Source organism: Pseudomonas sp. F-14 TE3482, assembly GCF_053629455.1.
This window is the reverse complement of sequence record NZ_JBRJII010000001.1, coordinates 1,680,361-1,705,068: the sequence shown is the minus strand read 5'-3', so window position 1 is coordinate 1,705,068 and position 24,708 is coordinate 1,680,361. Positions and strand designations below refer to the sequence as shown.

23 protein-coding genes and 1 riboswitch are annotated in these 24,708 nt (G+C 59.7%); of the genes, 11 read left to right on the top strand and 12 right to left on the bottom strand.

Features of this window, described 5'->3' with window-relative positions:
• Nucleotides 1-68 precede the first annotated feature (68 nt).
• The gene (mltA, locus tag AB7M26_RS07605; RefSeq protein ID WP_123500167.1) at nt 69-1,241 is read left to right on the top strand and encodes a murein transglycosylase A; all 1,173 of its coding nucleotides are present in this window, start codon (nt 69-71) and stop codon (nt 1,239-1,241) included.
• Between the two features lie 82 nt (nt 1,242-1,323).
• Here mltA and AB7M26_RS07600 read toward each other — a convergent pair whose 3' ends face one another.
• Nucleotides 1,324-1,710 (bottom strand): MAPEG family protein, encoded by a 387-nt coding sequence (locus AB7M26_RS07600; protein WP_123500168.1) that lies wholly within the window; start codon nt 1,708-1,710, stop codon nt 1,324-1,326.
• Between the two features lie 51 nt (nt 1,711-1,761).
• A complete protein-coding gene (locus AB7M26_RS07595) occupies nt 1,762-2,595 on the bottom strand; it encodes an EamA family transporter (RefSeq protein ID WP_123500169.1) in 834 nt (277 codons plus the stop codon).
• 241 nt (nt 2,596-2,836) lie between these two features.
• Here AB7M26_RS07595 and AB7M26_RS07590 point away from each other — a divergent pair, with 241 nt between their 5' ends.
• Nucleotides 2,837-4,006 carry an MFS transporter gene (locus AB7M26_RS07590; protein ID WP_429388518.1) on the top strand — a complete coding sequence of 390 codons (1,170 nt, stop codon included), beginning with the start codon at nt 2,837-2,839 and terminating at the stop codon, nt 4,004-4,006.
• Nucleotides 4,007-4,063: 57 nt separating this feature from the next.
• Here the strand turns inward: AB7M26_RS07590 and AB7M26_RS07585 are convergent, their stop codons facing one another.
• Complete coding sequence (locus AB7M26_RS07585; protein ID WP_123500172.1) at nt 4,064-4,951, bottom strand: formate/nitrite transporter family protein; 888 nt, start codon at nt 4,949-4,951, stop codon at nt 4,064-4,066.
• A gap of 225 nt (nt 4,952-5,176) precedes the next feature.
• Nucleotides 5,177-5,581: an acyl-CoA thioesterase gene (locus AB7M26_RS07580; protein ID WP_038981033.1), complete on the bottom strand. Its 405-nt coding sequence runs from the start codon at nt 5,579-5,581 to the stop codon at nt 5,177-5,179.
• 198 nt (nt 5,582-5,779) lie between these two features.
• Nucleotides 5,780-5,878, top strand: a riboswitch (S-adenosyl-L-homocysteine riboswitch).
• Nucleotides 5,879-5,901: 23 nt separating this feature from the next.
• Between AB7M26_RS07580 and ahcY the strand changes: the two genes are divergently transcribed.
• The 4 genes from ahcY to AB7M26_RS07560 all read left to right on the top strand — a co-directional run bounded on the left by ahcY (nt 5,902) and on the right by AB7M26_RS07560 (nt 11,414).
• Nucleotides 5,902-7,311: an adenosylhomocysteinase gene (gene ahcY / locus AB7M26_RS07575; RefSeq protein ID WP_007898042.1), complete on the top strand. Its 1,410-nt coding sequence runs from the start codon at nt 5,902-5,904 to the stop codon at nt 7,309-7,311.
• A gap of 160 nt (nt 7,312-7,471) precedes the next feature.
• Entirely contained in the window at nt 7,472-8,317 is an 846-nt protein-coding gene (metF, locus tag AB7M26_RS07570) for a methylenetetrahydrofolate reductase [NAD(P)H] (RefSeq protein ID WP_123500174.1), read from the top strand.
• 193 nt (nt 8,318-8,510) lie between these two features.
• A complete protein-coding gene (locus AB7M26_RS07565) occupies nt 8,511-9,326 on the top strand; it encodes a substrate-binding periplasmic protein (protein ID WP_123500488.1) in 816 nt (271 codons plus the stop codon).
• Nucleotides 9,327-9,548: 222 nt separating this feature from the next.
• Nucleotides 9,549-11,414: a DEAD/DEAH box helicase gene (locus AB7M26_RS07560; protein ID WP_123500176.1), complete on the top strand. Its 1,866-nt coding sequence runs from the start codon at nt 9,549-9,551 to the stop codon at nt 11,412-11,414.
• 250 nt (nt 11,415-11,664) lie between these two features.
• Here AB7M26_RS07560 and AB7M26_RS07555 read toward each other — a convergent pair whose 3' ends face one another.
• Both AB7M26_RS07555 and AB7M26_RS07550 read right to left on the bottom strand, forming a co-directional pair.
• Nucleotides 11,665-12,258 carry a YceI family protein gene (locus tag AB7M26_RS07555; RefSeq protein ID WP_123500178.1) on the bottom strand — a complete coding sequence of 198 codons (594 nt, stop codon included), beginning with the start codon at nt 12,256-12,258 and terminating at the stop codon, nt 11,665-11,667.
• A gap of 32 nt (nt 12,259-12,290) precedes the next feature.
• Nucleotides 12,291-12,842 carry a cytochrome b gene (locus AB7M26_RS07550; RefSeq protein WP_123500180.1) on the bottom strand — a complete coding sequence of 184 codons (552 nt, stop codon included), beginning with the start codon at nt 12,840-12,842 and terminating at the stop codon, nt 12,291-12,293.
• Between the two features lie 284 nt (nt 12,843-13,126).
• On the opposite strand from AB7M26_RS07550, the gene AB7M26_RS07545 reads away from it, so the two are divergent.
• On the top strand, nt 13,127-14,056 hold the full coding sequence (locus AB7M26_RS07545; protein WP_123500182.1) for a YncE family protein: 930 nt from the start codon (nt 13,127-13,129) through the stop codon (nt 14,054-14,056).
• Between the two features lie 96 nt (nt 14,057-14,152).
• Here the strand turns inward: AB7M26_RS07545 and AB7M26_RS07540 are convergent, their stop codons facing one another.
• Nucleotides 14,153-15,928 (bottom strand): FAD-dependent oxidoreductase, encoded by a 1,776-nt coding sequence (locus tag AB7M26_RS07540; protein ID WP_123500184.1) that lies wholly within the window; start codon nt 15,926-15,928, stop codon nt 14,153-14,155.
• Nucleotides 15,929-16,150: 222 nt separating this feature from the next.
• Between AB7M26_RS07540 and AB7M26_RS07535 the strand changes: the two genes are divergently transcribed.
• Together AB7M26_RS07535 and AB7M26_RS07530 are read left to right on the top strand one after the other, a co-directional pair.
• Nucleotides 16,151-17,557 carry an adenosylmethionine--8-amino-7-oxononanoate transaminase gene (locus AB7M26_RS07535; RefSeq protein ID WP_123500186.1) on the top strand — a complete coding sequence of 469 codons (1,407 nt, stop codon included), beginning with the start codon at nt 16,151-16,153 and terminating at the stop codon, nt 17,555-17,557.
• A gap of 142 nt (nt 17,558-17,699) precedes the next feature.
• Nucleotides 17,700-18,419, top strand: a complete 720-nt coding sequence (locus AB7M26_RS07530) for a 16S rRNA (uracil(1498)-N(3))-methyltransferase (RefSeq protein ID WP_123500188.1) — start codon at nt 17,700-17,702, stop codon at nt 18,417-18,419.
• Nucleotides 18,420-18,543: 124 nt separating this feature from the next.
• Here AB7M26_RS07530 and AB7M26_RS07525 read toward each other — a convergent pair whose 3' ends face one another.
• A complete protein-coding gene (locus tag AB7M26_RS07525) occupies nt 18,544-19,446 on the bottom strand; it encodes a transporter substrate-binding domain-containing protein (protein WP_123500189.1) in 903 nt (300 codons plus the stop codon).
• A gap of 27 nt (nt 19,447-19,473) precedes the next feature.
• On the bottom strand, nt 19,474-20,721 hold the full coding sequence (locus AB7M26_RS07520; RefSeq protein ID WP_123500191.1) for a D-amino acid dehydrogenase: 1,248 nt from the start codon (nt 20,719-20,721) through the stop codon (nt 19,474-19,476).
• Between the two features lie 108 nt (nt 20,722-20,829).
• Between AB7M26_RS07520 and AB7M26_RS07515 the strand changes: the two genes are divergently transcribed.
• Nucleotides 20,830-21,738 (top strand): LysR family transcriptional regulator, encoded by a 909-nt coding sequence (locus tag AB7M26_RS07515; protein WP_123500193.1) that lies wholly within the window; start codon nt 20,830-20,832, stop codon nt 21,736-21,738.
• Between the two features lie 5 nt (nt 21,739-21,743).
• Here the strand turns inward: AB7M26_RS07515 and trhA are convergent, their stop codons facing one another.
• Complete coding sequence (gene trhA, locus AB7M26_RS07510; protein WP_123500195.1) at nt 21,744-22,361, bottom strand: PAQR family membrane homeostasis protein TrhA; 618 nt, start codon at nt 22,359-22,361, stop codon at nt 21,744-21,746.
• Nucleotides 22,362-22,519: 158 nt separating this feature from the next.
• Here trhA and AB7M26_RS07505 point away from each other — a divergent pair, with 158 nt between their 5' ends.
• A complete protein-coding gene (locus AB7M26_RS07505; RefSeq protein WP_123500196.1) occupies nt 22,520-23,434 on the top strand; it encodes a LysR family transcriptional regulator in 915 nt (304 codons plus the stop codon).
• Between the two features lie 105 nt (nt 23,435-23,539).
• On the opposite strand, the gene madM is transcribed toward AB7M26_RS07505, so the two are convergent.
• On the bottom strand, nt 23,540-24,304 hold the full coding sequence (madM, locus tag AB7M26_RS07500; RefSeq protein WP_123500490.1) for a malonate transporter subunit MadM: 765 nt from the start codon (nt 24,302-24,304) through the stop codon (nt 23,540-23,542).
• A 5-nt stretch (nt 24,305-24,309) separates the two neighbouring features.
• Complete coding sequence (gene madL / locus AB7M26_RS07495) at nt 24,310-24,702, bottom strand: malonate transporter subunit MadL (RefSeq protein ID WP_123500198.1); 393 nt, start codon at nt 24,700-24,702, stop codon at nt 24,310-24,312.
• Nucleotides 24,703-24,708 lie beyond the last annotated feature (6 nt).

The following is a 24,708-nucleotide window of genomic DNA, read 5'->3' as shown; positions in this document are numbered from 1 at the left end:
AGCCCTATTATCAATACGGGTTGTTTGAGCGCATGGAGCACTCAGGCAGCCGGCAAAGGAATTACTCCATGAACAGCCGTTTCAAGGCATGGCGTCACAATCTGGCCTGGACCCTTCCGATGGTGGCCGTACTGGCAGGTTGCACCGGCGGCGACAGCAGCAAACCGAAAACCCACGCACTGGCGACCTACTCCAGCGCCACCTGGGAAGCGCTTCCGGCAGTGTCCGACAACGACCTCGTCGCCGGCTTCGGCTCGTGGCGCAGCGCTTGTACCCGGCTCAAGGCCGACCCGGTCTGGGGCGGCACCTGTGCGGCTTCCGCCAATGTGCAGCCAACCGCCAATGACATCCGCGGTTTCCTCAAACAGAACCTGGACGTCTATGGCCTGCGTGCCGCCAATGACAACCCCAACGGCCTGATTACCGGTTACTACGAACCGGTGTATCCCGGCAGCCTGACCCAGACCGAGGAAGCCAACATCCCGGTGTACGGTGTGCCCGAGGACATGATCATCGTCTCGCTGGACAGTATCTATCCGGAACTCAAAGGCAAACGCCTGCGCGGACGACTCGAAGGTCGCGTACTCAAGCCGTACGACGATGCGGCAACCATTGAAACCAAAGGCGTGAAGGCGCCGGTGATTGCCTGGCTGACCGACCCGATGAACCTGCAGTTTTTGCAAATCCAGGGTTCGGGTCGCATCCAGCTTGATGACGGTCGTCAGTTGCGCGTTGGTTATGCCGACCAGAACGGCCACCCCTATCGACCCATCGGCCGCTGGCTGGTGGACCAGGGTGAGCTGAAGAAAGAAGACGTGACCATGGGTGCTATCAGCACTTGGGCCAAGGCTAATCCGACGCGCATTCCCGAACTGCTCGGCAGCAACCCCAGCTACGTGTTCTTTACCCGCAACCCCGACAGCAACGAAGGACCGCGCGGCTCGCTGAATGTCCCGCTGACCGCAGGTTATAGCGCTGCGGTGGACCGCAAGGTGATTCCGCTCGGCAGCCTGTTGTGGTTATCGACCACACGCCCGGATGGCAGCGCACTGGTCCGTCCGGTGGCCGCGCAAGATACTGGCGGCGCGATTGCCGGCGAGGTCCGCGCGGACCTGTTCTGGGGCACGGGGGATGCGGCCGGGCAATTGGCCGGCGACATGAAACAGCAGGGGCAGATCTGGATGCTTTGGCCAAAAGGAGCGGCGTTGCCGCAAGTGCCGCAGGTGGCTGACACACTTTAAAAGCAAAAGATCGCAGGCTTCGCCAGCTCCTACAGGGGTCAATGTAGGAGCTGGCGAAGGCTGCGATCTTTTGATCTTGCCTTTAAACCGACACCACAAAGAAACTGACAATCAACCCCACTCCAATGGCCCACACCAACGACCGCAGAATCGCCCAGTCCGCCAGATAGCAAATGATGTAGAGCAGCCGACTGGTGATAAACAACACCGCCAGCACATTGATCGTCACCAGATCAGCATTACCGGCCAGGTGCGCGACGATCACCGCCGCCGCAAACGCCGGTGTCACTTCGAAGCTGTTCAACTGCGCCGAATGCGCACGCCTGGCCACCCCTTCAAGCGAATCCAGAAACGCCCGCGGATCGTGATTCTCTTTCAGCCCGAACTTGCCGCCGCTGAACTTGGCGACGCCTGTGCATAGATATGGCAAGCAGATCGCAATCAAAATGCACCACAGAGCAACCGTCATAACGCAGTCCCTTCTTTCAAGTTATAGAGAGTCGAGTTCCATCAAGGGTGACTAAAACTTCATCACCAACATGCCGATCAGCACCAGCCCACAGGCTAAGAGCCGGGGCTTGCCGAAAGGTTCTTTCAGATAGCGCATCCCAAACAGCACCACCAGAATCACACTGATTTCGCGCAGCGCCGCGGCTTCAGCAATCGAGCCGAGCTGCATTGCCCACAGCACCAGAGCGTAGCTGAACAGCACGCAAAACCCGACCGCCAAGCCCAACCGCCACTGCTCGCGCCAGAACAGCATGAACACCGGGCGCTTGCGCACCAGCGCCAGCAATGGGAACGGCCAGGCACTGAGTAATGTGACCCAAACCAGGTAATCCAAAGGATGGGACCAGCGCCGCAGGGCCTGGCCATCGATGAAGGTGTAACAACCGATGCACAACCCGATCAGCGCCACCACCGGCAGCATCGACCACGGCAGACGCACCCCGCCACCGCCCTGCCAGAGCAGGCACAACATGCCGAGCGGGATCAGCAAAATGCCGAAGATCTGCTGAGCCGTCAGCACTTCCCCGGCGAAGATCAGCGTCAGTGCCAGCACCACCAGCGGCGACAGTCCACGCATCAACGGATAGACCAGGCCGAGATCGCCGACCCGATAGGCCTGGATCAACAGGTAGCGATAGAGCAACTCAAATGCCGCTGACGCGAGAATCCACGGCCACATCTCCAGTGGCGGCAGCGCCACGAAGGGCAGCATCAGGGCGACAAACAGCAGCGCCACGCTGTCCATGCAGGCCACCACCAACAGCCGCTCCGCGCTGAATTTGATCAGGGTATTCCACGCCGCGTGCAACAGCGCCGCCACCAACACCAGAACCGTCGCAAGCACGGCACACTCCTTATTCCCCCCCACCACCCACCCCGCAGCCTTCGGCAGCTCCTACATGGGCGGAGCAGAGAATTGATTCGCCATATGTCCGCAGCTGTTTATACTGCAAGCGACCACGCCGCACTCAGTTGCGCACACACTAATTCCAATAATTCCTGCCTCTGCCCGCTCTCACCGAGAACGGTCGTCGGCCTGCGTATGCCTGATCAAAGCGTCAAGACTACCGACAGAGACCTTGCGCATGCCACTCGCCTTGCTTGCACTGGCTGTTGCCGCCTTCGGCATCGGCACCACTGAATTCGTCATCATGGGCTTGCTGCCCGATGTCGCCCGCGACCTCGCCGTGAGCATTCCTCACGCGGGGCTGCTCATAACCGGTTACGCCTTGGGCGTGGTGTTCGGCGCGCCGATCCTCGCGGTCGGGACCGCCAACATGCCGCGCAAAGCCACATTGCTGGGCATGACGCTGATGTTCATTCTCGGCAATATCCTCTGCGCCCTGGCGCCGAACTACGCCACTTTGATGGCCGCGCGGGTGATCACGGCGCTGTGCCACGGCGCGTTTTTCGGCATCGGTTCAGTGGTCGCCGCCGGTTTGGTGGCACCGAACAAACGAGCCCAGGCGATTGCCATGATGTTCACCGGCCTGACGCTGGCCAACGTGCTGGGCGTTCCATTGGGCACCGCGCTGGGGCAATACGCTGGCTGGCGCTCGACGTTTTGGGCCGTGTCGGTGATTGGTGTGATTGCGGCCATCGCTCAGTGGGTCTGGCTGCCCAAGGAAATCCCCATGGACAAGGCCAACCTGGCCAGCGAGTTCAAAGTGCTGGGCAAGGTCAACGTGCTGCTGGCGCTGGGCATGAGCGTGTTGGCGTCCACCAGTCTGTTCAGCGTGTTCACCTATATCGCGCCGATCCTGCAAGACATCACCGGTGTCAGCCCGCATGGCGTGACGATCATGTTGCTGTTGTTCGGGGTCGGTCTGACGGCGGGCAGCATGCTCGGCGGCCGGTTGGCGGACAGTCGCTTGCTGCCTTCTCTGGTGGGTATGGCACTGGCGGTGGTTGTCGTGCTGGCCGCTTTCAGTCAGACCAGCCACTCAGTGATCCCGGCGGCGATCACGCTGGTGTTGTGGGGCATCTTCGCGTTTGCGCTGTGCCCGATCCTGCAATTGCTGATCATCGATCAGGCTCATGAAGCGCCGAACCTCGGGTCGACGTTGAATCAAAGCGCATTCAATCTCGGCAACGCAGCCGGTGCGTGGATTGGCGGGCTGGTTGTGGCCAGTGGCGCGGACCTGGCGGACTTGCCGTGGACCGGCGCACTGGTCAGCGGGTTGACGGTGCTGACGACGTTGTTTTTCATCTACCTGCAGCGTCGCAATGCTGTCGCGGTCAATGTGTCCGGCTAAGTCAGTTAAGCGCAATCCCACAGGTTTCGCGCCTTAAACTGACTGGCATCAGGTACTTCATTTTTTGATCTTCTGCGGTTCGGGCTCCTGGTTCCGCTGCGCAGAGGTCTTCGGCGGTCCGCTTTCACTGCGAATCTGCGCGTGACTGATCAGTGCGAAGATAAAACTGCCGCCGATGATGTTCCCCACCAGCGTGGGTCCTGCGAACACCAGCCAGAAATCCTTCCAGGGCAACTCGCCGGCAAATACCAGATACGAGACCTCGACCGATCCGACCACGATGTGGGTGAAATCTCCCAGCGCCATGAAATAGGTGATGAGGATGATGATCCACATCTTGGCGCTTTCCATGGACGGGATCATCCAGACCATGGTGGCGATCATCCAGCCGGAGATGATGCCTTTGGCGAACATTTTGCTCGCGTCGTTCTCCATGACCTTGCGCCCGATGTCGAGGAAGGCCAGATCGGTCTTGGTGTCGAAAATCGGCAGATGCAGCATCACATACGCCACCAGCAAGGTGCCGCAGAGGTTACCCACCAGCACGACCGACCACAGCCGAAGCAACCGACCGAAATTACCCAGCGTAGGCTTGCTCATGATCGGCAATACCGCAGTCAGGGTGTTCTCGGTGAAGAGTTGCTGACGGGCGAGAATCACAGCGAGAAAACCTGCGCAGTAACCGAAACTGGCGATCACCTTGAAGCCTTCACCGTCCGGCAGACGCGAGTTGAGCAGCCCCATGCCCATCAGCGACAAGCCCATGGTCAAGCCCGCAGCCAGGGCCGACCACCACAGCGCCGCAACGCTGCGCTCGAGTTCCTTATCACCTTGGGTGCGAATGATTTCGTGCAGCACCGCCGCGCGCGGTGGCTGGTTCTTGTCGACCTCGCGCTGTTCTTGCGCCGAGAGGTCCGGGGTCTTGCCGTCTTGGGGCGTGTCCATAAAACTCCTGAACCAGTGGTGGGTCGTTTAATTACGACACGTGGGGTTCGGGGCTGTTCACTACCCGGCGAAACGAAGCAAACCCTGTGGCGAGGGAGCTTGCTCCCGTCGGGGCGCGAAGCGGCCCTAAAACCTGCCATCGGGTTCTTTCAGACAGACTTCACTGTCGGCTTACGACTGCTTCGCAGCCGAGCGGGAGCAAGCTCCCTCGCCACAGAGCGGCAATCACTCGCCGATGTCATCATCCTTGAACTGGTCTTTGACGTACCTGATCTCGGTTCGGCCGTGCGGCGCGGGCAGGCCGTCTTCGCCCAGGTTCACGAAAACCATCTTCTCTACCGTCAGGATGCTCTTGCGGGTGATCTTGTTGCGCACTTCGCAAGTCAGCGTGATCGAGGTGCGACCGAACTCGGTGGCGGTGATGCCCAGCTCGATGATGTCGCCCTGACGCGAAGCGCTGACAAAGTTGATTTCGGAAATGTACTTGGTGACCACACGCTGATTGCCCAACTGGACGATGGCGTAGATCGCCGCTTCTTCGTCGATCCAGCGCAACAGGCTGCCGCCGAACAGCGTGCCGTTGGGGTTGAGGTCTTCGGGTTTTACCCATTTACGGGTGTGGAAATTCATACTCACTCCTGACCGTCTTGCCGATTGATGCCGGCCATCATGGCAGAGCCCGGACTAGAGCTCTATTACGCATCGACTATGGTCTCGATTACCGTTCGGGCATTGACCAACAGAAACGCTTTGGAAGATCAGCATAGCCCGCTATAATCGCCCCCGTTTCAAAACGGTAATGTTCACTTGCTACCGTTTTCCCGCCACCTGTCCGAGGGGCGCTGCAGCAGGTTCGACCTGTCAGGCTCGGATGGGGCGTTGACTGGCCACGGCCAGACACTAAACGCACAACGGCGCCCATTCGCATACATTACGAATGGAGGCTCATCATGAGCGCTGTTATCACGCCTGTAGATTTTAACGATTACAAAGTCGCCGACATGTCCCTGGCTGCCTGGGGCCGTCGCGAAACCATCATCGCCGAATCCGAAATGCCAGCCCTGATGGGTCTGCGCCGCAAATACTCCGCCGAGCAGCCGCTCAAAGGCGCGAAGATTCTCGGCTGCATCCACATGACAATTCAGACTGCCGTGCTGATCGAAACCCTGGTTGCCCTGGGTGCCGAAGTGCGTTGGTCGTCCTGCAACATTTTCTCGACTCAAGACCAGGCCGCTGCCGCTATCGCTGCTGCCGGCATCCCGGTTTTCGCCTGGAAAGGCGAGACTGAAGAAGAGTACGAGTGGTGCCTGGAGCAAACCATCCTGAAAGATGGCGCGCCTTGGGATGCCAACATGATCCTCGACGACGGCGGCGACCTGACCGAGCTGCTGCACAAGAAATACCCGGCAATCCTGGACCGCGTCCACGGCGTCACTGAAGAAACCACCACCGGCGTTCACCGTCTGCTGGACATGCTGGCCAAGGGCGAGCTGAAAATCCCGGCCATCAACGTCAACGACTCGGTGACCAAGAGCAAGAACGACAACAAGTACGGCTGCCGTCACAGCCTGAACGACGCGATCAAGCGCGGTACCGACCACCTGCTGTCCGGCAAGCAAGCGCTGGTCATCGGTTACGGTGACGTGGGCAAGGGCTCGGCCCAGTCCCTGCGTCAGGAAGGCATGATCGTTAAAGTGTCCGAAGTCGACCCGATCTGCGCCATGCAAGCCTGCATGGACGGTTTCGAACTGGTTTCGCCGTTCATCGACGGTATCAACAACGGTACCGAAGCCAGCATCGACAAAGCGCTGCTGGGCAAGATCGACCTGATCGTGACCACCACCGGCAACGTCAATGTTTGCGACGCAAACATGCTCAAAGCCCTGAAGAAGCGCGCTGTGGTCTGCAACATCGGTCACTTCGACAACGAAATCGATACCGCTTTCATGCGCAAGAACTGGGCATGGGAAGAAGTGAAGCCACAGGTTCACAAGGTTCACCGCACCGGTCCGGGCGCTTTCGACGCTCAGAACGACGACTACCTGATCCTGCTGGCCGAAGGCCGTCTGGTTAACCTGGGCAACGCCACTGGCCACCCAAGCCGCATCATGGACGGTTCGTTCGCCAACCAGGTTCTGGCGCAGATCTTCCTGTTCGGCCAGAAGTACGCCGACCTGTCGCCAGCCCAGAAAGCCGAGCGTCTGACCGTTGAAGTACTGCCGAAGAAACTCGACGAAGAAGTGGCCCTGGAAATGGTCCGCGGTTTCGGTGGCGTGGTCACTCAACTGACCAAGCAACAGGCTGACTACATCGGCGTGACCGTCGAAGGCCCGTTCAAGCCGCACGCTTACCGCTACTGATTGGTCCTGCTGCCTGCTCTCCCTTGTGGGAGCGGGCTTGCTCGCGAAGGCGGTTTAACATTCAACATTAATGTCGTCTGACCCACCGCCTTCGCGAGCAAGCCCGCTCCCACATTGGGATGTGCAAGCGTCCGGCTTACGTGTTTCCAAGGATATGACCATGTCCCAAGACCGTCGCTACAGTTTCGAATTCTTCCCGACAAAGACCGATGCTGGGCATGAAAAACTGATCGCCACTGCCCGTCACCTGGCGACCTTCAATCCCGACTTCTTCTCCTGCACCTACGGCGCTGGCGGTTCGACCCGTGATCGCACCCTCAACACCGTGTTGCAGCTTGAAAGCGAAGTCAAAGTCCCTGCCGCACCGCATCTGTCTTGCGTGGGCGATAGCAAGGACGACCTGCGCGGCTTGCTGAGCCAGTACAAGGCAGCCGGCATCAAGCGTATCGTTGCGCTTCGCGGTGACCTGCCCTCGGGCATGGGCATGGCCAGCGGCGAGATGCGTCACGCCAATGACCTGGTTGAATTCATTCGTGAAGAAACCGGCGATCATTTCCACATCGAAGTCGCCGCTTACCCGGAGATGCATCCGCAAGCGCGCAACTTTGAAGACGATCTCAACAACTTCGTGCGCAAGGCTAACGCCGGCGCCAACAGTGCGATCACCCAGTACTTCTTCAACGCCGACAGTTATTTCTACTTCGTCGAGCGTGTACAGGCCAAGGGTGTGAACATCCCGATCGTGCCGGGGATCATGCCGATCACCAACTACAGCAAGCTGGCGCGTTTTTCCGACGCTTGCGGTGCGGAAATCCCGCGCTGGATCCGCAAGCAACTGGAAGCCTACGGCGACGACACCCAAAGCATTCAAGGCTTTGGCGAGCAAGTCATCACCCAGATGTGCGAACGCCTGCTGCAAGGTGGCGCTCCAGGGCTGCATTTCTACACGCTGAACCAGGCTGAGCCGAGCCTGGCGGTGTGGAACAACCTGAAATTGCCGCGTTAATCGTCGTTAAAGCAAGATCAAAAGATCGCAGCCTTCGGCAGCTCCTACAGAGGTACGTATCCCCCTGTAGGAAATGCCGAAGGCTGCGATCTTTTGCTTTCCGGCGCCCCTTTATTGTGCAGCCATACCCTGAACCAGAGCTTCTGGATCCGGTTTCTGGCTCTTTATGATTTCTCGTCGTAATCTCAACCCCATGCCTTTGATCGCTCAGTTACTGACCGTGCTTCTGTTCACTTGCCTGAGCCTCACTGCTCGGGGCGAGAAGTTGCGTATTGTCACCGAACCCTGGGCACCTTACGTGTATGAGGAAAACGGCAAGTCTTTGGGACTTGACTATGAAACCACCGCCATTGTCTTCAAACGCCTCGGAATCGACGTGGAATGGCAGTTCCTGCCATGGAAACGCTGCCTGTCGATGCTTGAGCAAGGCCAGGCAGATGGCGTGCTGGATATCTTCCACAGCGCTGAACGCGACGCGACCCTGCTCTACCCCAGCGAACCGCTCTCGCAAGTCGAGTTCGTGATGTTCTACGCCAACGAGCGACCGTATCCGTTTCGCACCCTGGACGACCTGAAAGGCCTGACCATCGGCACCTCGCCGGGCTACCTGTACAGCAAGGACTTCAGCGAATCGACGCTGTTCACCCAAGAGCCGGCACCCACCCATGAAGCCAACTTCGGCAAACTGGTGCGCGGCCGCATCGACCTGCTGATCACCGATCGCCGGGTCGGCCAGCATTTGCTCGATCAACTGAATATCCGCGACAAGATCACCGAGAACCCGATCATCATCAGCCAGCAAAGCCAGTTTCTGGCGGTACGCCGCAATGCCGGGATGGATTTGTTGGTGCAGCGTTTCGGTGCCGAGCTCAAACGCTTCAAGCGCGAGCCGGCCTACGCCGAACTGAGCGCCCGCTATGGCGCCGGCCCGGCCCCCGAAGCACGGGCCGCCAGCGCCACCGCAACCGACGGAAAAACCGTTGAGCAGCAGGAAAGCGGCGCGCAGTGATTGCTCTGTTATACTCCGGCCTTCCCGCCAGGCTCACGCCCGGACGCTCGGACTTGTTCAAGGCATCTCGATCCCGCTACAGCGCAGCTTTTCAGCCCGCGCGAGCGCCCCAGACGAGCCTTCGAGGCCCAGCAGGACCGGACGGGATTGCGTCCTCTTAAACGCGATTCGCGCCAGGCAAGACTCCCATTGGGCCAAGCCCTAACTAAAACAGGATTACTCATGTCCTTTGCTTCCCTCGGTCTCTCCGAGGCTTTAGTCCGCGCCATCGAGGCAGCGGGCTATACCGAGCCTACTCCGGTGCAACAGCGGGCCATTCCCGCCGTGTTGCAAGGTCGCGACCTGATGGTTGCGGCACAGACAGGTACTGGTAAAACCGGTGGTTTCGCCCTCCCGATTCTGGAGCGGTTGTTCCCCAACGGTCACCCGGACAAATCCCAGCGTCACGGCCCGCGCCAACCGCGCGTACTGGTCCTGACCCCAACCCGCGAACTCGCGGCCCAGGTGCACGAGAGCTTCAAGGTCTATGCCCGTGACCTGAAGTTCGTCAGCGCCTGCATCTTCGGCGGCGTCGGCATGAACCCACAGGTTCAGGCCATGTCCCGCGGTGTCGACGTGCTGGTGGCCTGCCCCGGTCGCCTGCTCGACCTCGCCGGCCAAGGCAGCGTCGATTTGTCCCACGTGGAAATCCTCGTGCTGGACGAAGCCGACCGCATGCTCGACATGGGCTTTGTCCATGACGTGAAAAAGGTCCTCGCCCGCCTGCCGAGCAAACGCCAGAACCTGCTGTTCTCGGCGACGTTCTCCAAAGACATCACCGACCTTGCCGGCAAGCTGCTGCACAACCCGGAACGCATCGAAGTCACGCCGCCGAACACCACGGTCGAGCGGATCGAACAGCGCGTATTCCGTCTGCCAGCCAACCACAAGCGTTCGCTGCTGGCGCACCTGATCACCGCTGGCGCCTGGGAACAGGTGCTGGTGTTCACCCGCACCAAGCACGGCGCCAACCGCCTGGCCGAGTACCTGGACAAACACGGCCTCACCGCCGTCGCCATCCACGGTAACAAGAGCCAGAACGCCCGCACCAAAGCCCTGGCCGACTTCAAGGCCGGTGAAGTGCGCATCCTGGTCGCCACCGACATCGCCGCTCGCGGCCTGGACATCGACCAGTTGCCCCACGTGGTCAACTTCGAACTGCCGAACGTCGACGAAGATTACGTGCACCGTATCGGCCGTACTGGCCGTGCCGGTCGTTCGGGCGAGGCGATCTCGCTGGTCGCTCCGGACGAAGAAAAGCTGCTCAAAAGCATCGAGCGCATGACCAAGCAGAAGATTGCCGACGGCAATCTGATGGGCTTCGACTCCAGCGCTGTGGAAGCCGAGAAACCTGAAGTTCGCGAGCGTCCGGATGTGCGTAATCCGCGCAACCCACGTGGCCCGCGCGGCGATGGTCCAAACGGCAGCGGTGGTGGCGGCGGTCGTAAAGACAAAGGCAAGGACAAGGGCGGCAAGGAAAAACCTGCTGCCACTGGCCGTGGCGATCGCCCTGCCCGTGAACACAAGCCTCGCGAAGGCACCCCGGCCCGTGAGCAACAGCGTCCGGCACCTCGTGCCGCCGCTGACCGTGCTCCGGACGAGTTCCTGGATGACGATATCGATAACTTCGGTAACCGCGTCGACTATGTGCCTCAAGCCAAACCTGCTCAGGGCCGTGGCCGCCGTCCGGGCGCTCCGGCACAAGGCGCAGGCGCAGGTGCCCCGCGCACCGGTCAGCCACAAGGTCGCCAAAATGGTCCGCGCAACAGCAGCGGCGCAACCACCGGCACCCCACCGGCCAAGCGCAGCGGCCCACGCAACGGTGCCCCACGTGACGGCCAGGCCCGTCGCGAAGAGTCCCGCAACCGCCGCCCGGCCCGTGACGAGCAGCCTCGTTCGGAACCGGCCGTGCAGAACCCGCGGGGCCCGGCACCGAAGATCATTCACAAGGAGTCGAAAAGCGATCGCTTCCCGACACCTGAGCAACTGGATCAACTGCCAGGCCGTCCACGCGGCGAAAAACCAGCCTTGCTGACACGCAATCGCTGAGTTTTTCAAAGCCATGAAAAATGCCCCGGATCTCACGATCCGGGGCATTTTTTCTGACTGACGAAAAAACCTGTGGGAGCGGGCTTGCCCGCGATCGCGTCAGTCCAGCAAACATCTATGTTGCCTGACCCACCGCCATCGCGGGCAAGCCCGCTCCCACAAGGTTTTGCATTGCCTGTGCAGATTTGCCCGGCAATAAAAAACGCCCCGGATCGCGAGATCAGGGGCGTTTTTGTTCAAGCAGCGAAATTCACTTCGCTTTCACACCTTCAAACGTAATGTACAGCTCGACCGCGTCAGACTGTGGACCAAGTTCTTTCTGCTTGCCGAAATCGGAACGCTTGATGCTGGTGGTGCCTTCGAAGCCGGCACGGTAGCCGCCCCATGGATCCTTGCCTTCACCCAGGAAGGTGGCTTTGACCACGATTGGCTTGGTCACACCCAGCAAGGTCAGGTTACCGGTTACGTCGGCAGTGTCTTTGCCAGCGGCGTTTTTGCCGGTGGATTTGACGCTGGTGGAAACGAACTTGGCGTCGGCGAATTTGCCCACGTTCAGGAAGTCACCGCTGGAGATGTGCTTGTCGCGTTCGGCGTGGTTAGTGAACACGCTGGCGGTGCGCACATTGAACTCGATCTTGCTGTCTTCAGGCTTGGCGGCGTCGAAGCTGAACTTGCCGTCGATGTCCTTGAAGGTACCGGTGATGTAGCTGTACCCCAGGTGGCTGATCTTGAAGTCAACGAAGGCGTGCTGGCCTTCTTTGTCGACAACGTAATCGGCCGCCATTACGTTAGCGGACAGCAGAGCAGAACCGATTGCCAGGGCGGCGAGCGTCTTTTTCAACATGCTTTCTATTCCTTTGGAGTCGAGGTTGAACATCAGGCTTTGCGACCCAGCATTCGTGTCAGGGTCGCATCACGATCGATAAAGTGGTGTTTCAATGCTGCCAACGCATGGAGGCCGGAAAAAATTACCAGCGCCCAGGCCAGGTACAAATGGATCACACCCGCGGTGTCTGCCTGGTCCGGTAGTCCGGAAACCAGTGCAGGCACTTCAAACAGGCCAAACACCGGGATGCCGACACCGTCTGCGGTGGAAATCAGGTAACCGGCAATCATCACAGCGAACAATCCGAGATAGAGGAAGGCATGGCCGAACACGGCACCAAGACGCGTCATGCGGCTATAACTTTGCAGGGCCGGCGGCGGTGGACTGATGAAGCGCCACAACACCCGCAGCAACATGACCGCGAACAACAGCAGGCCAATGCTCTTGTGCAGATCCGGCGCATCTTTGCGCCAGACGCTGTAGTAGTCGAGACCCACCATCCACAACCCCAACGCGAACAGACCATAGACCGCGAGCGCCACACCCCAATGCACGAAGATGCTGATCCAACCGTAGCGGGAAGAAGAGTTACGTAGTTGCATTGCCCAAATCCTGTAAGAACTTCGCCCAAGACTATCGAGTTATCTATCGATTTAAAGCGGAAAATTTCGCTCTGAAATATCGAAAAATACGATCAAGACCTTGGGGTCGAGATATTAAGAGAGTGTTAACCAGAAGAAAAAACCTACAGACGCTGTCCCATGCTCGCTTCCAAAAAGTCTTTACCACTCGTCAGAACTGTCATATCTGACAGTAGCCACCATTACAGGTCATTGATGAACCTGATCTCGGGCGTTAGCCCGAGCGTCTGAACAGGAGTTCTACCATGAGTCACCATTCGAGTTCATCCCCCACGATTACGGGAAACCTATCTAATTCGATACCCGTAGGGGCAGGGCCGCGAGGGATAGCCATCAACAACGATGGATCACGGGTTTTTGTTTGCAATTACATTTCAGGCAATGTGTCAGTGATCAACACCCGGAACAGAAAGGTAATCCACACCATCGCCGTCGAGCATTACCCCCAGAACATAGTTCTTGCCCATGGAGGGAAAAGAGCTTATGTGACCAACTACGGGTCAAGTTCGGTTTCGGTTATTGATACCAAAACCTACAAGGTGGGTCACATCACGGTGGGAAAATATCCTCGGGGAATCGTCGTGAGCCGAGACGGCAAGCATGTTTACGTCACCGTTCGACAAAACAAAGAGTGGCTGGCAATTATTGATACCCGCACTTATGCGGTGAGCAGAGTGAGAGGATTGCCCTCTCCCTCCATAAGTGTGGATATCAGCCAGGACGATTCGCGTCTTTATATTTCCAGCACGAACTCTCCTGATGGCCCTTATCAGGACGCACTAACGATCATCAGCAGCAAGACTTTCAAAGTCCTCGATATCATCAGAACCGAAAGGTATCCGTCAGCAGTTACCGTCAGTCCCGACGACAAAGAAGTGTATATCGTGTGTCTGGACGCTCAAAAACTGACCGTACTGGACCCTAAGTTATCGACCACCAGGCATTTCGATTTTGTGACTTGCGAAGGGAAAATAGTGTTCGGCGAAAAAAACGCTTATGCCGTTGATCAAATCAAAAAAGAGGTCGTGGAAATTAATACCGCCACGTATGAAATTGTTCGCCGGGTGCCCATCCCTGGTGCTTCCGAACCGTATGACATGGTTCTTGATCAACATAACCATGCCTATGTCAGCGACTACCAAAGCGACGAAGTCCATAGTGTCGATCTAGCTTAGCGTCAAAGCAAAATCAGCAGCCTGCTTTGGCTGGCGACATACGCAAGATATAAAAAAAGCGCGGCATCACTGCCGCGCTTTTTTTGATTCCAGAACTTACTGCGTCTTGGTTTCAGTCGTCACTGGGGTCTTCGCAGCAGTATTGACCGCTGGCTTCTTCACCGGCTCAGTCTTTTTCACCGTCGCCTTGACCGGGGCTTTTTTGGACTCGGTTTTGGCCGCAGGCTTTTTCACTGGCGCTTTGGCCGGCGCTTTCCTGGCAGGCTCTGCTTTCACCGGTGCCGCAGGCTTCGGCGCCTCAACCGGTGCTGGCGCTGGAGTCGGCGCAGGTACAGGGGCGGGTGCCGGAGCAACCGGTGCCACGGGTGCTGGCGCCTTGGCTGGTTCCGGTTTGTCGTCAGAACCACCGAACAGGTTGGTGAAGAAGTTACCTTTCTTCGCCGCCACTGCACCTGCCGCTGCTGCGGTCGCCGCCGGAACAACTTTCGCCGGTTCAAACGATTTGCCCGCCGCCAGGTCTTCTACCTGACTGGCCGCACGCTGACCGGTGCGCAATGCGCCTTCCAGAGTGCCTGGGTACAAGGCGTCGGTGTGTTCGCCGGCAAAGGCTACACGTTGCAGCGGACGCTCCCACAGGCGCCAGTACTTGCTGATCTGACCCGGGCCGAAGGCCAGGTATGCGCCACCCATCGACGGATCGGTGCTGTAGCGACGGATTTCATAACCGGTGAACGAACCGCGTGCCTGTGGATAAAACGCATGCAGGCGAATCAGTACCTGATCAACCATCTGCTTGTCGCCGAAGGCCTGCATCACACGCGCGTTGTCGCCGGACAGGTTGATCACCACGTTGGCGCCGCCCTTCAGGGCCGGCTCGACCCACAACATGCCCAGGCCGGTGTTGCTGTAGATCTCGCCAGACATGCGCGCCTTGCTTTCCCACACTGGCGTCTTGAACTTCAGCATGATCTGGTCACGCCAGCCGTAGTTGGTGCCTTTGATGGCGCCCAGGTGCTGGGCATCCAGCGCCGGGGTCATCTGGATCTTGTTCAGTGCCCGCAATGGCACGGCCAGCACAACGTAGTCGGCCTGATAGCCAACACTGCCGACCTTCACGGTCACGCCGTCCTTGTCCTGAGTAATGGCCGAAACCGGAGAGCTGGTCTTGATGGTTTTCAGTTGTTTGACGAAGGCCTGAGCCAGCACCGGGCTGCCGCCAGGCAGACGCGAGGCGCGCAGGTCACGGTCGGCAACGCCACGGTAGACGCGGCTCTGTTGTGCGAAGTACAGCAGCGACAGGCGCGAAGGTTCGTCATAGCGGGTACGAATCTGCTGATTCACCAACTGACGCGCAGTGGCTGGCAGATTCAAGCGATCGAGCCAGTTGGATACGTTGATCTGGTCCAGTGCGAACAGTGTGCTGTTGGCGGCCGGGTTCTGCGGGTCTTCGATCGAACGCGCCAGATCATCCAGAGTCTTTTCGTAGCGTTTCAGCGCTTCGGCGGTGGCCGGCTGTTTAGTCGCCAGATCGGCGGCGGTGAAATATTCACCGTCGATCAGGTAGCTCGGCGTCCGCACGAATTCAGGGGCTGGCGTGGTGGTCAGCTTGAACGTCGAGATGTACTTGTTCAAAACCGGTTGGGTCTTGTCGTTGCCGATCCACTCACTGGTGGCCATGCCGGAGCGACCGCCCAACGTCGGTTTGGCTTCCAGCAGGGTGACCTGCCAGCCTTTGTTCTGCAGCTCGTACGCCGCGGTGAGGCCCGAGAGCCCGCCGCCGACCACGATCACCGTTTTATCCTTGGCCAGCGCCGAAACGCTGAACAGCCCCAACATCACCAGCGCACAGGCGCGCAGCCAACCAGCAGACATTCAGCGAACTCCGGAAATACACGAGGAAATAGCGGTTTTACGAGTCAGACGACTCAAAGAACCGCGAAGAATACGTCAGCCATCAAAACGCCGCCAGCGACGTCTACCGCCTTATACAAAGTAGCTCAATCGACACAATGGGTTGTCCCGATGACGCGCATTGCATAGGCTTGCGCGATTGTTTGCCCGCGCACCAAGCGAGCCGCCTCGAGGAGACTGAACATGGGCCTGAATAATCAGTGGATGCAACGCGATCTCGCGGTGTTGTGGCATCCCTGCACCCAGATGAAAGACCACGAACAGCTGCCGCTGATCCCGATCAAGCGCGGCGAAGGCGTCTGGCTGGAAGACTTCGAAGGCAAACGCTACCTCGACGCGGTCAGCTCCTGGTGGGTCAACGTGTTCGGCCACGCCAACCCGCGGATCAACCAGCGCATCAAGGATCAGGTCGATCAGCTGGAACACGTGATCCTCGCCGGTTTCAGCCATCAGCCGGTGATTGAGTTGTCGGAGCGTCTGGTGAAGATGACGCCCGAAGGCCTGACCCGGTGCTTCTACGCCGATAACGGTTCGTCGTGCATCGAAGTCGCGCTGAAAATGAGCTTTCACTACTGGCTCAACCGCGGCCAGCCGGACAAGAAGCGCTTCGTCACCCTCACCAACGGTTACCACGGCGAGACCATGGCGGCGATGGCAGTGGGCGACGTGCCGCTGTTCACCGAAACCTACAAAGCCCTGCTGATGGACACCATCAAGGTGCCGAGCCCCGACTGCTACCTGCGCCCCGAGGGCATGAGCTGGGAAGAACACTCACGCAACATGTTCGCCGCCATGGAGCAGACCCTGGCCGACAACCACGACACCGTGGCCGCCGTGATTCTGGAGCCGCTGATTCAGGGCGCTGGCGGCATGCGCATGTACCACCCGGTGTACCTGAAGTTGCTGCGCGACGCCTGTGATCGTTATGGCGTTCACCTGATCCACGATGAAATCGCCGTCGGCTTCGGCCGCACCGGAACGATGTTCGCCTGCGAACAGGCCGGCATCCGCCCGGATTTCCTCTGCCTGTCCAAGGCCCTGACCGGTGGTTACCTGCCGTTGGCGGCGGTGCTGACCACCGATGAGGTCTACAGCGCCTTCTACGACGACTACCCGACCCTGCGCGCCTTCCTGCACTCTCACAGCTACACCGGCAATCCGCTGGCATGCGCGGCGGCGTTGGCGACGCTGGATATCTTCGAAGAAGACAACGTCATCGAGAACAACAAGGCCCTAGCCCAACGCATGGCCACCGCCACCGCGCACCTGGTCGACCACCCGAACGTTGCCGAAGTGCGCCAGACCGGCATGGTCCTGGCCATCGAGATGGTCAAGGACAAGGCCAGCAAGACCGCTTACCCGTGGCAGGAACGTCGTGGTTTGAGGGTGTTCCAGCATGCGCTGGAGCGTGGTGCTTTACTGCGGCCGTTGGGCAGCGTGGTGTATTTCCTGCCGCCGTACGTGATTACCCCGGAGCAGATCGATTTTCTGGCCGAGGTGGCCAGCGAAGGCATCGACATCGCTACCCGTGACAGCATCAGCGTGGCAGTGCCGAAGGACTTTCATCCGGGCTACCGTGATCCGGGCTGATTGACTTCACCTAAGCTTCAGCGGTGACCGGACTACCGTCATCGCGGGCAAGCCCGCTCCCACAGGATCGGCGCAAAACCTGTGGGAGCGGGCTTGCCCGCGATGGGGCCGCCAGACTTTCACACTTTTACAGAGACCATTGATGAGACTGTCCCGCTTCTTTATCGACGCCCCCTTGAGCATCGGCGAACACGAGCTTCCCGAGGCCCAGGCCCATTACATCAGCCGCGTGCTGCGCATGGCCGAGGGTGATGCGGTGCAATTGTTCGACGGCTCGGGCCATGAGTTTCGCGGCACGCTGGCGGAAGTCGGCAAGAAGCGCGTCGTAGTGCAAATCGATGAAAGCTTCGCCGGGCAGGTCGAATCGTCGCTTGCGGTCCATCTCGGCCAGGGTTTGTCCCGTGGCGAGCGGATGGACTGGGCGATTCAGAAAGCCACCGAACTGGGCGTCAGTGAAATCACCCCGATCTTCACCGACCGCTGCGAAGTCCGCCTCAAGGACGAGCGCGCCGACAAACGCCTGATGCATTGGCGTCAGGTGGCGATCAGCGCCTGCGAGCAATGCGGGCGTTCATCGGTGCCGCTGATTCATCCGCCGCTGCTGTTGGCCGATTGGCTGAAGCAGACGCAGGCCGAATTGAAGCTGGTGCTGCACCCGGTGGCCGAGCCACTGGTGAGCCATGCGAAACCGGCGACGCTGGCGTTTTTGATCGGCCCGGAAGGCGGGTTGTCTGACGCTGAAGTCGAACAGGCCAAGGCCGGCGGTTTTCATGCCGCACGCCTCGGCCCTCGCGTATTGCGTACCGAAACCGCGCCGGTGGTGGCGTTGGCGGTGGCTCAGCAGTTGTGGGGCGATTTTTAGGTTTGATCGTTCCCACGCTCTGCGTGGGAATGCAGCCCGGGACGCTCCGCGTCCCATCAAAAGCCGAACGCGGAGCGTCCGTAGAGGCATTCCCACGCAGAGCGTGGGAATGATCTTTCGGGAACTACTGCACCGGATCACTCACCGGCTTCGCAATGATCGCCTTCAGTTCGCTGGTCATCGGAAACTCAAGATTCAAACCTTTAGGCGGAATCGGCTGCTGGAACCAGCGGTTGTAGATGCCATTGATTTCCCCTGAGCTATACAAATCGGCGAGCGTCGAGTTCACCAACTCGAGAAATTGCGGATCGCCCTTGCGCACCATGCAGCTGTAGATTTCCCGCGATTGCTCCTCACCCACCACGACCCACTTATGCGGATCGCGGGCCTTGGCGCGCTCGCCGTAAAGCAACGCATCGTCCATGTAGAATGCCGCTGCCCGCCCTGACTCCAGCATCTGGAAGGCTTCGCCGTGGTCCTTGGCGCTGATCACGAACATATCGATCTTGTGATCGACGTTGTAGCTCTTCAGAAACCGCTCATTGGTGGTGCCGGCGGTGGTCACGACGTTCTTGCCGCGCAGGTCGGCGAAGCGCTTGATGCCGCTGTCCTTCGCCGTGAGCAACTGCCCCTTCACGTAGATGAATCCATAGGAAAACGCCACTTGCTGCATGCGCTCGGCGGTCACGCCGGTGGAGCCGCATTCAAGGTCGACCGTGCCGTTCTGCACCAGTGGAATGCGTGTTTGCGAGGTCACCAGGTTGTACTTCACCTGCAGGTCCGGCAGCTCGAGTTTTTGCTTGATGCGCTCGACAATCTTGCTCGCCAGGTCCACCGAATAGCCCATCGGCTGCCCCGTGTGATCCCCCACGTAAGAGAACGGCACCGACGCATCGCGATAGCCCAGCGTGATGCTCTTGGCATTGGCGACCTTGTTCAGCGTACCGGTCAGCGGCGCTTCATTGGCCTGGACCTGACTGGCGAACAGCAGGCCGAGGGTGCAGCCGATCAACGTGATTTTTTGCATTGTTATTCTCCGTTGTGGGTTAAGCGTTTAGCAGCGAGCAACGCGGGGTGCGAGGCCCTGCATTTCGATCGAGGGTGCGCGCCGGGCAATCAACTCACTCAGCAGCCGCGCGCTACCGCAGGCCAAAGTAAAACCCAGGGCGCCATGGCCGAGGTTGAGCCAGAGGTTGCGGTACGCCGTGGCGCCAATCAACGGCACGCCGCTGGGGGTCGCCGGGCGCATGCCGGCCCATTCGATGGCGGCGTCATAATCGCCGGCATTGGGCAAGGTTTCCTGCGCCTGGCGTTTGATCAGCGCCAGACGCTTGGGATCGAGTGCCGGGTCGAAACCGACAATGTCGACCATCGCCGCCACTCGCAGTTGTGCACCGATGCGGGCGTAAACGATCTTGCGGTTGTAATCGGTGATGCTCAGCTCCGGCGCGCGGTGTTCGGCGCGGATCGGCATGGTCAGGCTGTAGCCCTTGAGCGGGTACAGCGGCAGGTTCATGCCCGGCAACGCCAGTGCCGGGCTGCGATGACCGGCAGCGATCACCAGTTGCTCGACAGGCAGCACCTGCGCGCCCATTTCAACGGCCTGCACCGCGCCGCCCCCGTGGCGAATGCCGGTGACCGTGCGGCCCGGCAAAAACTCGCAACGCCCCGACGCCTTGAGCCGGGCCACCAGTTGCTGGCAGAAAGCATGGCAGTCGGCGACTTCTTCATCGGGCGTGTAGATCGCCCCTACGAACGGCGCCTCGGCGAGTGCCGGCTCCAACTGTGCGCACTCGGCTCGGGACAACACCTGTTGCTGTCGCGGATCAGCCAGCCCTTGGCGCGCATGCTCGAAACTCGCAGCTTCACGAAACGTCACCAGTTTGCCGTTGCGCCGCCAGTCGAAACCGTCGAGGCGGTCTTCGTCGCGCCAGCCTTGCAGCGTGGCCTGGCTCAACAGCGCCAAGCGCAGCAGATGTGCGCCGTTGCGCTGATTCACCGAACGCCGGCAGGCTGCCAGAAAGGCCGCCATCCAGCGCCATTGCGCCGGGTCCAGGCGCGGGCGCAGCTTCAACGGCGAGTCACCGCGCAACATCCAGCCCAGTGCCTGCAACGGTACGCCGGCATCGGCCAGTGGCGCGACATATCGGTAGGACAACTGGCCGCCATTGGCGAAACTGGTCTCGCTGGCAAACGAATCCCGGGCCTCGATCAGCGTCACGTCGATGCCGTCGCGAACCAGTGCGTAAGCCGTTGTCAGCCCGATGACGCCGCCACCGATGATGCAAACCCGCTGAGCCATGTCAGTCCTTAAGCGTTGTTGAAACGTGCCCTCAGCTTAGGACCAGGTGACAGACGCTGAACAATGCATAAAGATGCCTGAGCCATAAACAAAGGTTATGGACTTGCCATGCGACTGCGACATATCGAGATTTTTCAGGCCATCCGCCAGACCGGTTCGGTCAGTGGCGCCGCCCAGTTGCTGCACGTGTCGCAGCCGGCGGTGAGCAAAGTGCTGCAACACGCCGAACAGCAACTGGGCTTTGCGTTATTCCTGCGGGTGCGCGGCAAATTGCAGCCGACACCCGAAGCCCTGGAGCTTGAGCGCGAGGTCGACAAGGTCACCGAAAGCCTGCAAGGCGTGCGACGCCTGGCCCAGAGCCTGCGCCGCGAGCCGGGCCACAGTGTACGGATTGGCGCGATCCCGGCGCTGGCCTTGTCGCTGCTGCCGCCGGCGATCAACGAATGGACGCAACGCTACCCGCAAATCGCCTGCGAACTGTCCAGCGCCCACAGCCGCGAGCTGATGCAGAACCTGTTAATGCGCGAAGTGGATGTCGCCCTGACGTTGCAACTGCCCGATCATCCGGGCCTGAAGGCGCAGGCCCTGGCCTGTGGGATGCTGGTGGCGCTGGCGCCAAAGGGCTTTTGGCCCGACGACACTCACGGTAAACCGCTGCCGTTGATCGAACTGGCCGGTGCGCCGCTGATCGGCCTGTCCAGCGCCGACCCGCTGGCCGCCCGACTCGACAGCTACCTTGAAGCGGTCAACCCGCCGCCAAAGGTACGCATCGCGGTGCAGACCTATTCGCTGGCCCGGGCGATGGTTGAATCCGGTGCCGGGCTAGCAGTGATCGACCCGTTCACCGCACTCGGTGCGTCCCCCGCCACTACGGCGATTCGCCCCCTGGCCCCGGCGCTACCGATCACCCTGTACGCAGTGACCCGCGCAGATGAACCGCCGCCACACACCTTGAGCGACTTGTTGCAGGTGTTCAGCCGACGGGCGCAGGCGCAACTGGATCGCTTGATCCCGTAGAAGCCTCAAAGGACATAAAACAGAATCGCCACAAAGTGCAGCAAGCTCCCGGCAATCACGAACAGATGCCAGACCCCATGGGCATGCCGCAAGCGATTATCGAGGGCAAAAAAGATAATCCCCACGGTGTACAACACCCCGCCCGACGCCAGCCAGGTAAAGCCGACTGGCCCCAGCGCCGCCAGTAACGGCTTGACCGCCACCAACACAATCCAGCCCATCACCGCGTAAATCACGATCGACAGAATCCGCGCTTCCGAGCGCGGTTTTATTTCTTGCAGGATGCCGATCAGCGCCAGCCCCCAGACGATCCCGAACAACGTCCAGCCCCACGGCCCGCGCAGGGTCACCAGGCAGAACGGTGTGTAACTGCCGGCAATCAACAGGTAGATCGAAAAGTGATCAACCTTCTGCATGATCGCTTTCTTGCGCCCGCGCACGCTGTGGTACACGGTCGAGGCGCTGTAGAGCACCAGCAAGGTGAACGCATAAATCGCCACACTGACGATCTTCCACGGGCTGCCATCCATACTGGCGATCACCAGCAGCCACACGCCGCCGACAAACGCCGCCACCGCCCCGACCAGATGCGTCCAGGCGTTCAATCTTTCCCCGTGATACATGCGTTGCTCACCTCAAAATTCGTTGCAGCATCGCGCAAGGCTCAGGCCTCAAGGTTAAAAGCGCAATGTTTCCGTATAGCGCCGCTCCTACAAAAAGCCATCGAGCCAAACGTCAGCCAATTGGGCACAATCGAACGATTCGAATAAGAGTCACGCCCATGCTGATCGATGAAGAGTTGACCCTGAAAAAACTCGAGGTGTTCCTGGCCTTCATGCGCACCGGCAACCTGACCCGCGCCGCTGCCGAGTTACAAACCAGCAACGTCAGCGTGCACCGCGCCATCCACTCTCTGGAAAGCGCCCTGCGTTGCCCGCTATTCAAACACGAAGGCCGCAACCTGACCCCACTCGAAAGCGCTTATGTGCTGGAAGAACGGGCGCAGAAGCTGATTCAGGACGTGCTCGAAAGCGTGCGCCTGACCCGCGAAGCGGCCGGTTTCTCCGCTGAGCGTTTCAAACTTGGGTCCCTGTATTCGCTGACGGTGAAGACCGTCCCGCAGCTGATCATGGGCCTGAAAATTCGCCGTAGTGAACTCAATATCGACCTGATCCTGGGCTCGAACATCGACCTGTTGTACAAGCTCAAGAACATGGAAGTCGACGCGATCCTGGTGTCGCTGGATGACAGCGTGAATGACCCGGACTGCGAGCAGATTCCGTTGTTTTCCGATGACATCTTCCTCGCCACCCCGGCTGATTCGCCCTTTGCCCAGCGGACCGAAGTCGATCTGGCCGAGGTGCGCGACGAGACATTCATCACCTTGACCCAAGGCTTCGCCACGCACCAGGACGGTATTCGGGTGTTCAAGCAGGCGGGGTTCGAGCCAAAGGTGGCGATGCAGGTCAACGACATCTTCACCCTGCTGAGCATGGTCAGCTCCGGGGTCGGTTATGCGTTGCTGCCGGGAAGGATTGCGGCGGTGTATGAGAACCGGGTGAAGCTGATTCCATTGCAGGAAAAGTATCGGTTACAGCAGCACATCGGCGTGGTGTTCCTGAAGGCCAAGGAGCGCGATCCGAATTTGCTGGCGCTTTTGGCAGAGTGTCGGATGTATGCCAATCGGCAGGCCTGACAGACCGCGGCGCCTGCATCGCGGGCAAGCCACGCTCCCACAGGAAATGCGCTGTCCTTGTGGGAGCGTGGCTTGCCCGCGATGGCGGCAGCCCGATTCAAAGCCCTAGCCAAGCAATCCGCGCATGATCAGAAACAGCAGCGAAGGCCCGAGCAGGCAGCCCAGTGCGGTATAGAACGCCGCCGTCAGGCAGCCATAAGGCACCAGCTTCGGATCAGTCGCCGCCAACCCGCCGGCCACACCGCTGGAGGTGCCCATCAACCCACCGAAAATCACCGCACTGCGCGGATTGTTCAAACCGATCATCGGCGCCACGAACGGCGTCATGACCATGACCAGAATCGCCTTGATCAGCCCGGCCGCAATCGATAGCGCCATGACTTCCGAACTGGCCCCGATAGCCGCGCCCGTCACCGGCCCGACGATGTAAGTCACCGCACCCGCGCCGATGGTGGTCAGGCTAACCGCATCGGTATAACCAAACGCCATGGCCACCGCGACACCTGCGATGAACGACGTGCCGACCCCCACGAACAGTGCCAGCACCCCGACGAAGCCGGCTCGTTTGAGCTCATCGACACTCACACCGAATGCCGTGGCGACAATGGCGAAGTCTCGCAGCATGGCTCCGCCGAGCAGACCGATACCCGAGAGCAACGGAATGTCGACCACGCCTTTCTGGCCACCGGTCAACGCGCCACCGATGTAAGACAGCAGCAGGCCCAGCAGGATGGCGATGGCCGAACCGTGCAGGCGGCCTTTGGTAAATGTGTTGGAAATCCAGTAGGACAGCCACATGGTTACGCCGACAATGGCAAACCCACTGATCAGCCCGTAGCTGGTAATCACCTTCATCATCGATTCGTACATGGTGATCACCCTACTGTTTTTGGTGGAGTGACAGGTTCAGGTGCCTTGTTGCCGATACGCACCAGTACTGGTACCAGAGCGAAGGCAATGGCCACTGCCACCGTACCGGCCAGGATCGCCATCGGCCCACCCTTGAGCGCACCGTAGACGTTTTGCTGCGCGGCCATGGCGACCACGATAGGGATGTAGATCGCGCTCCAGAATTCCACGCCCTGCTCAGTCTTGCCTTTGAACCAACCGCTTTTGTTGAAGTAGCTGCCGAGCCCGATCAACAGCAGCATCGCGATACCCACGCCGCCCACGTTGGCCGGCACGCCAATCAATTTGCCAAGCAGTTCGCCGATAAAAATACCCGCCAGGGTACAAAAGGCGAGAAACGCCACACCGTAAATAATCATTGTTGT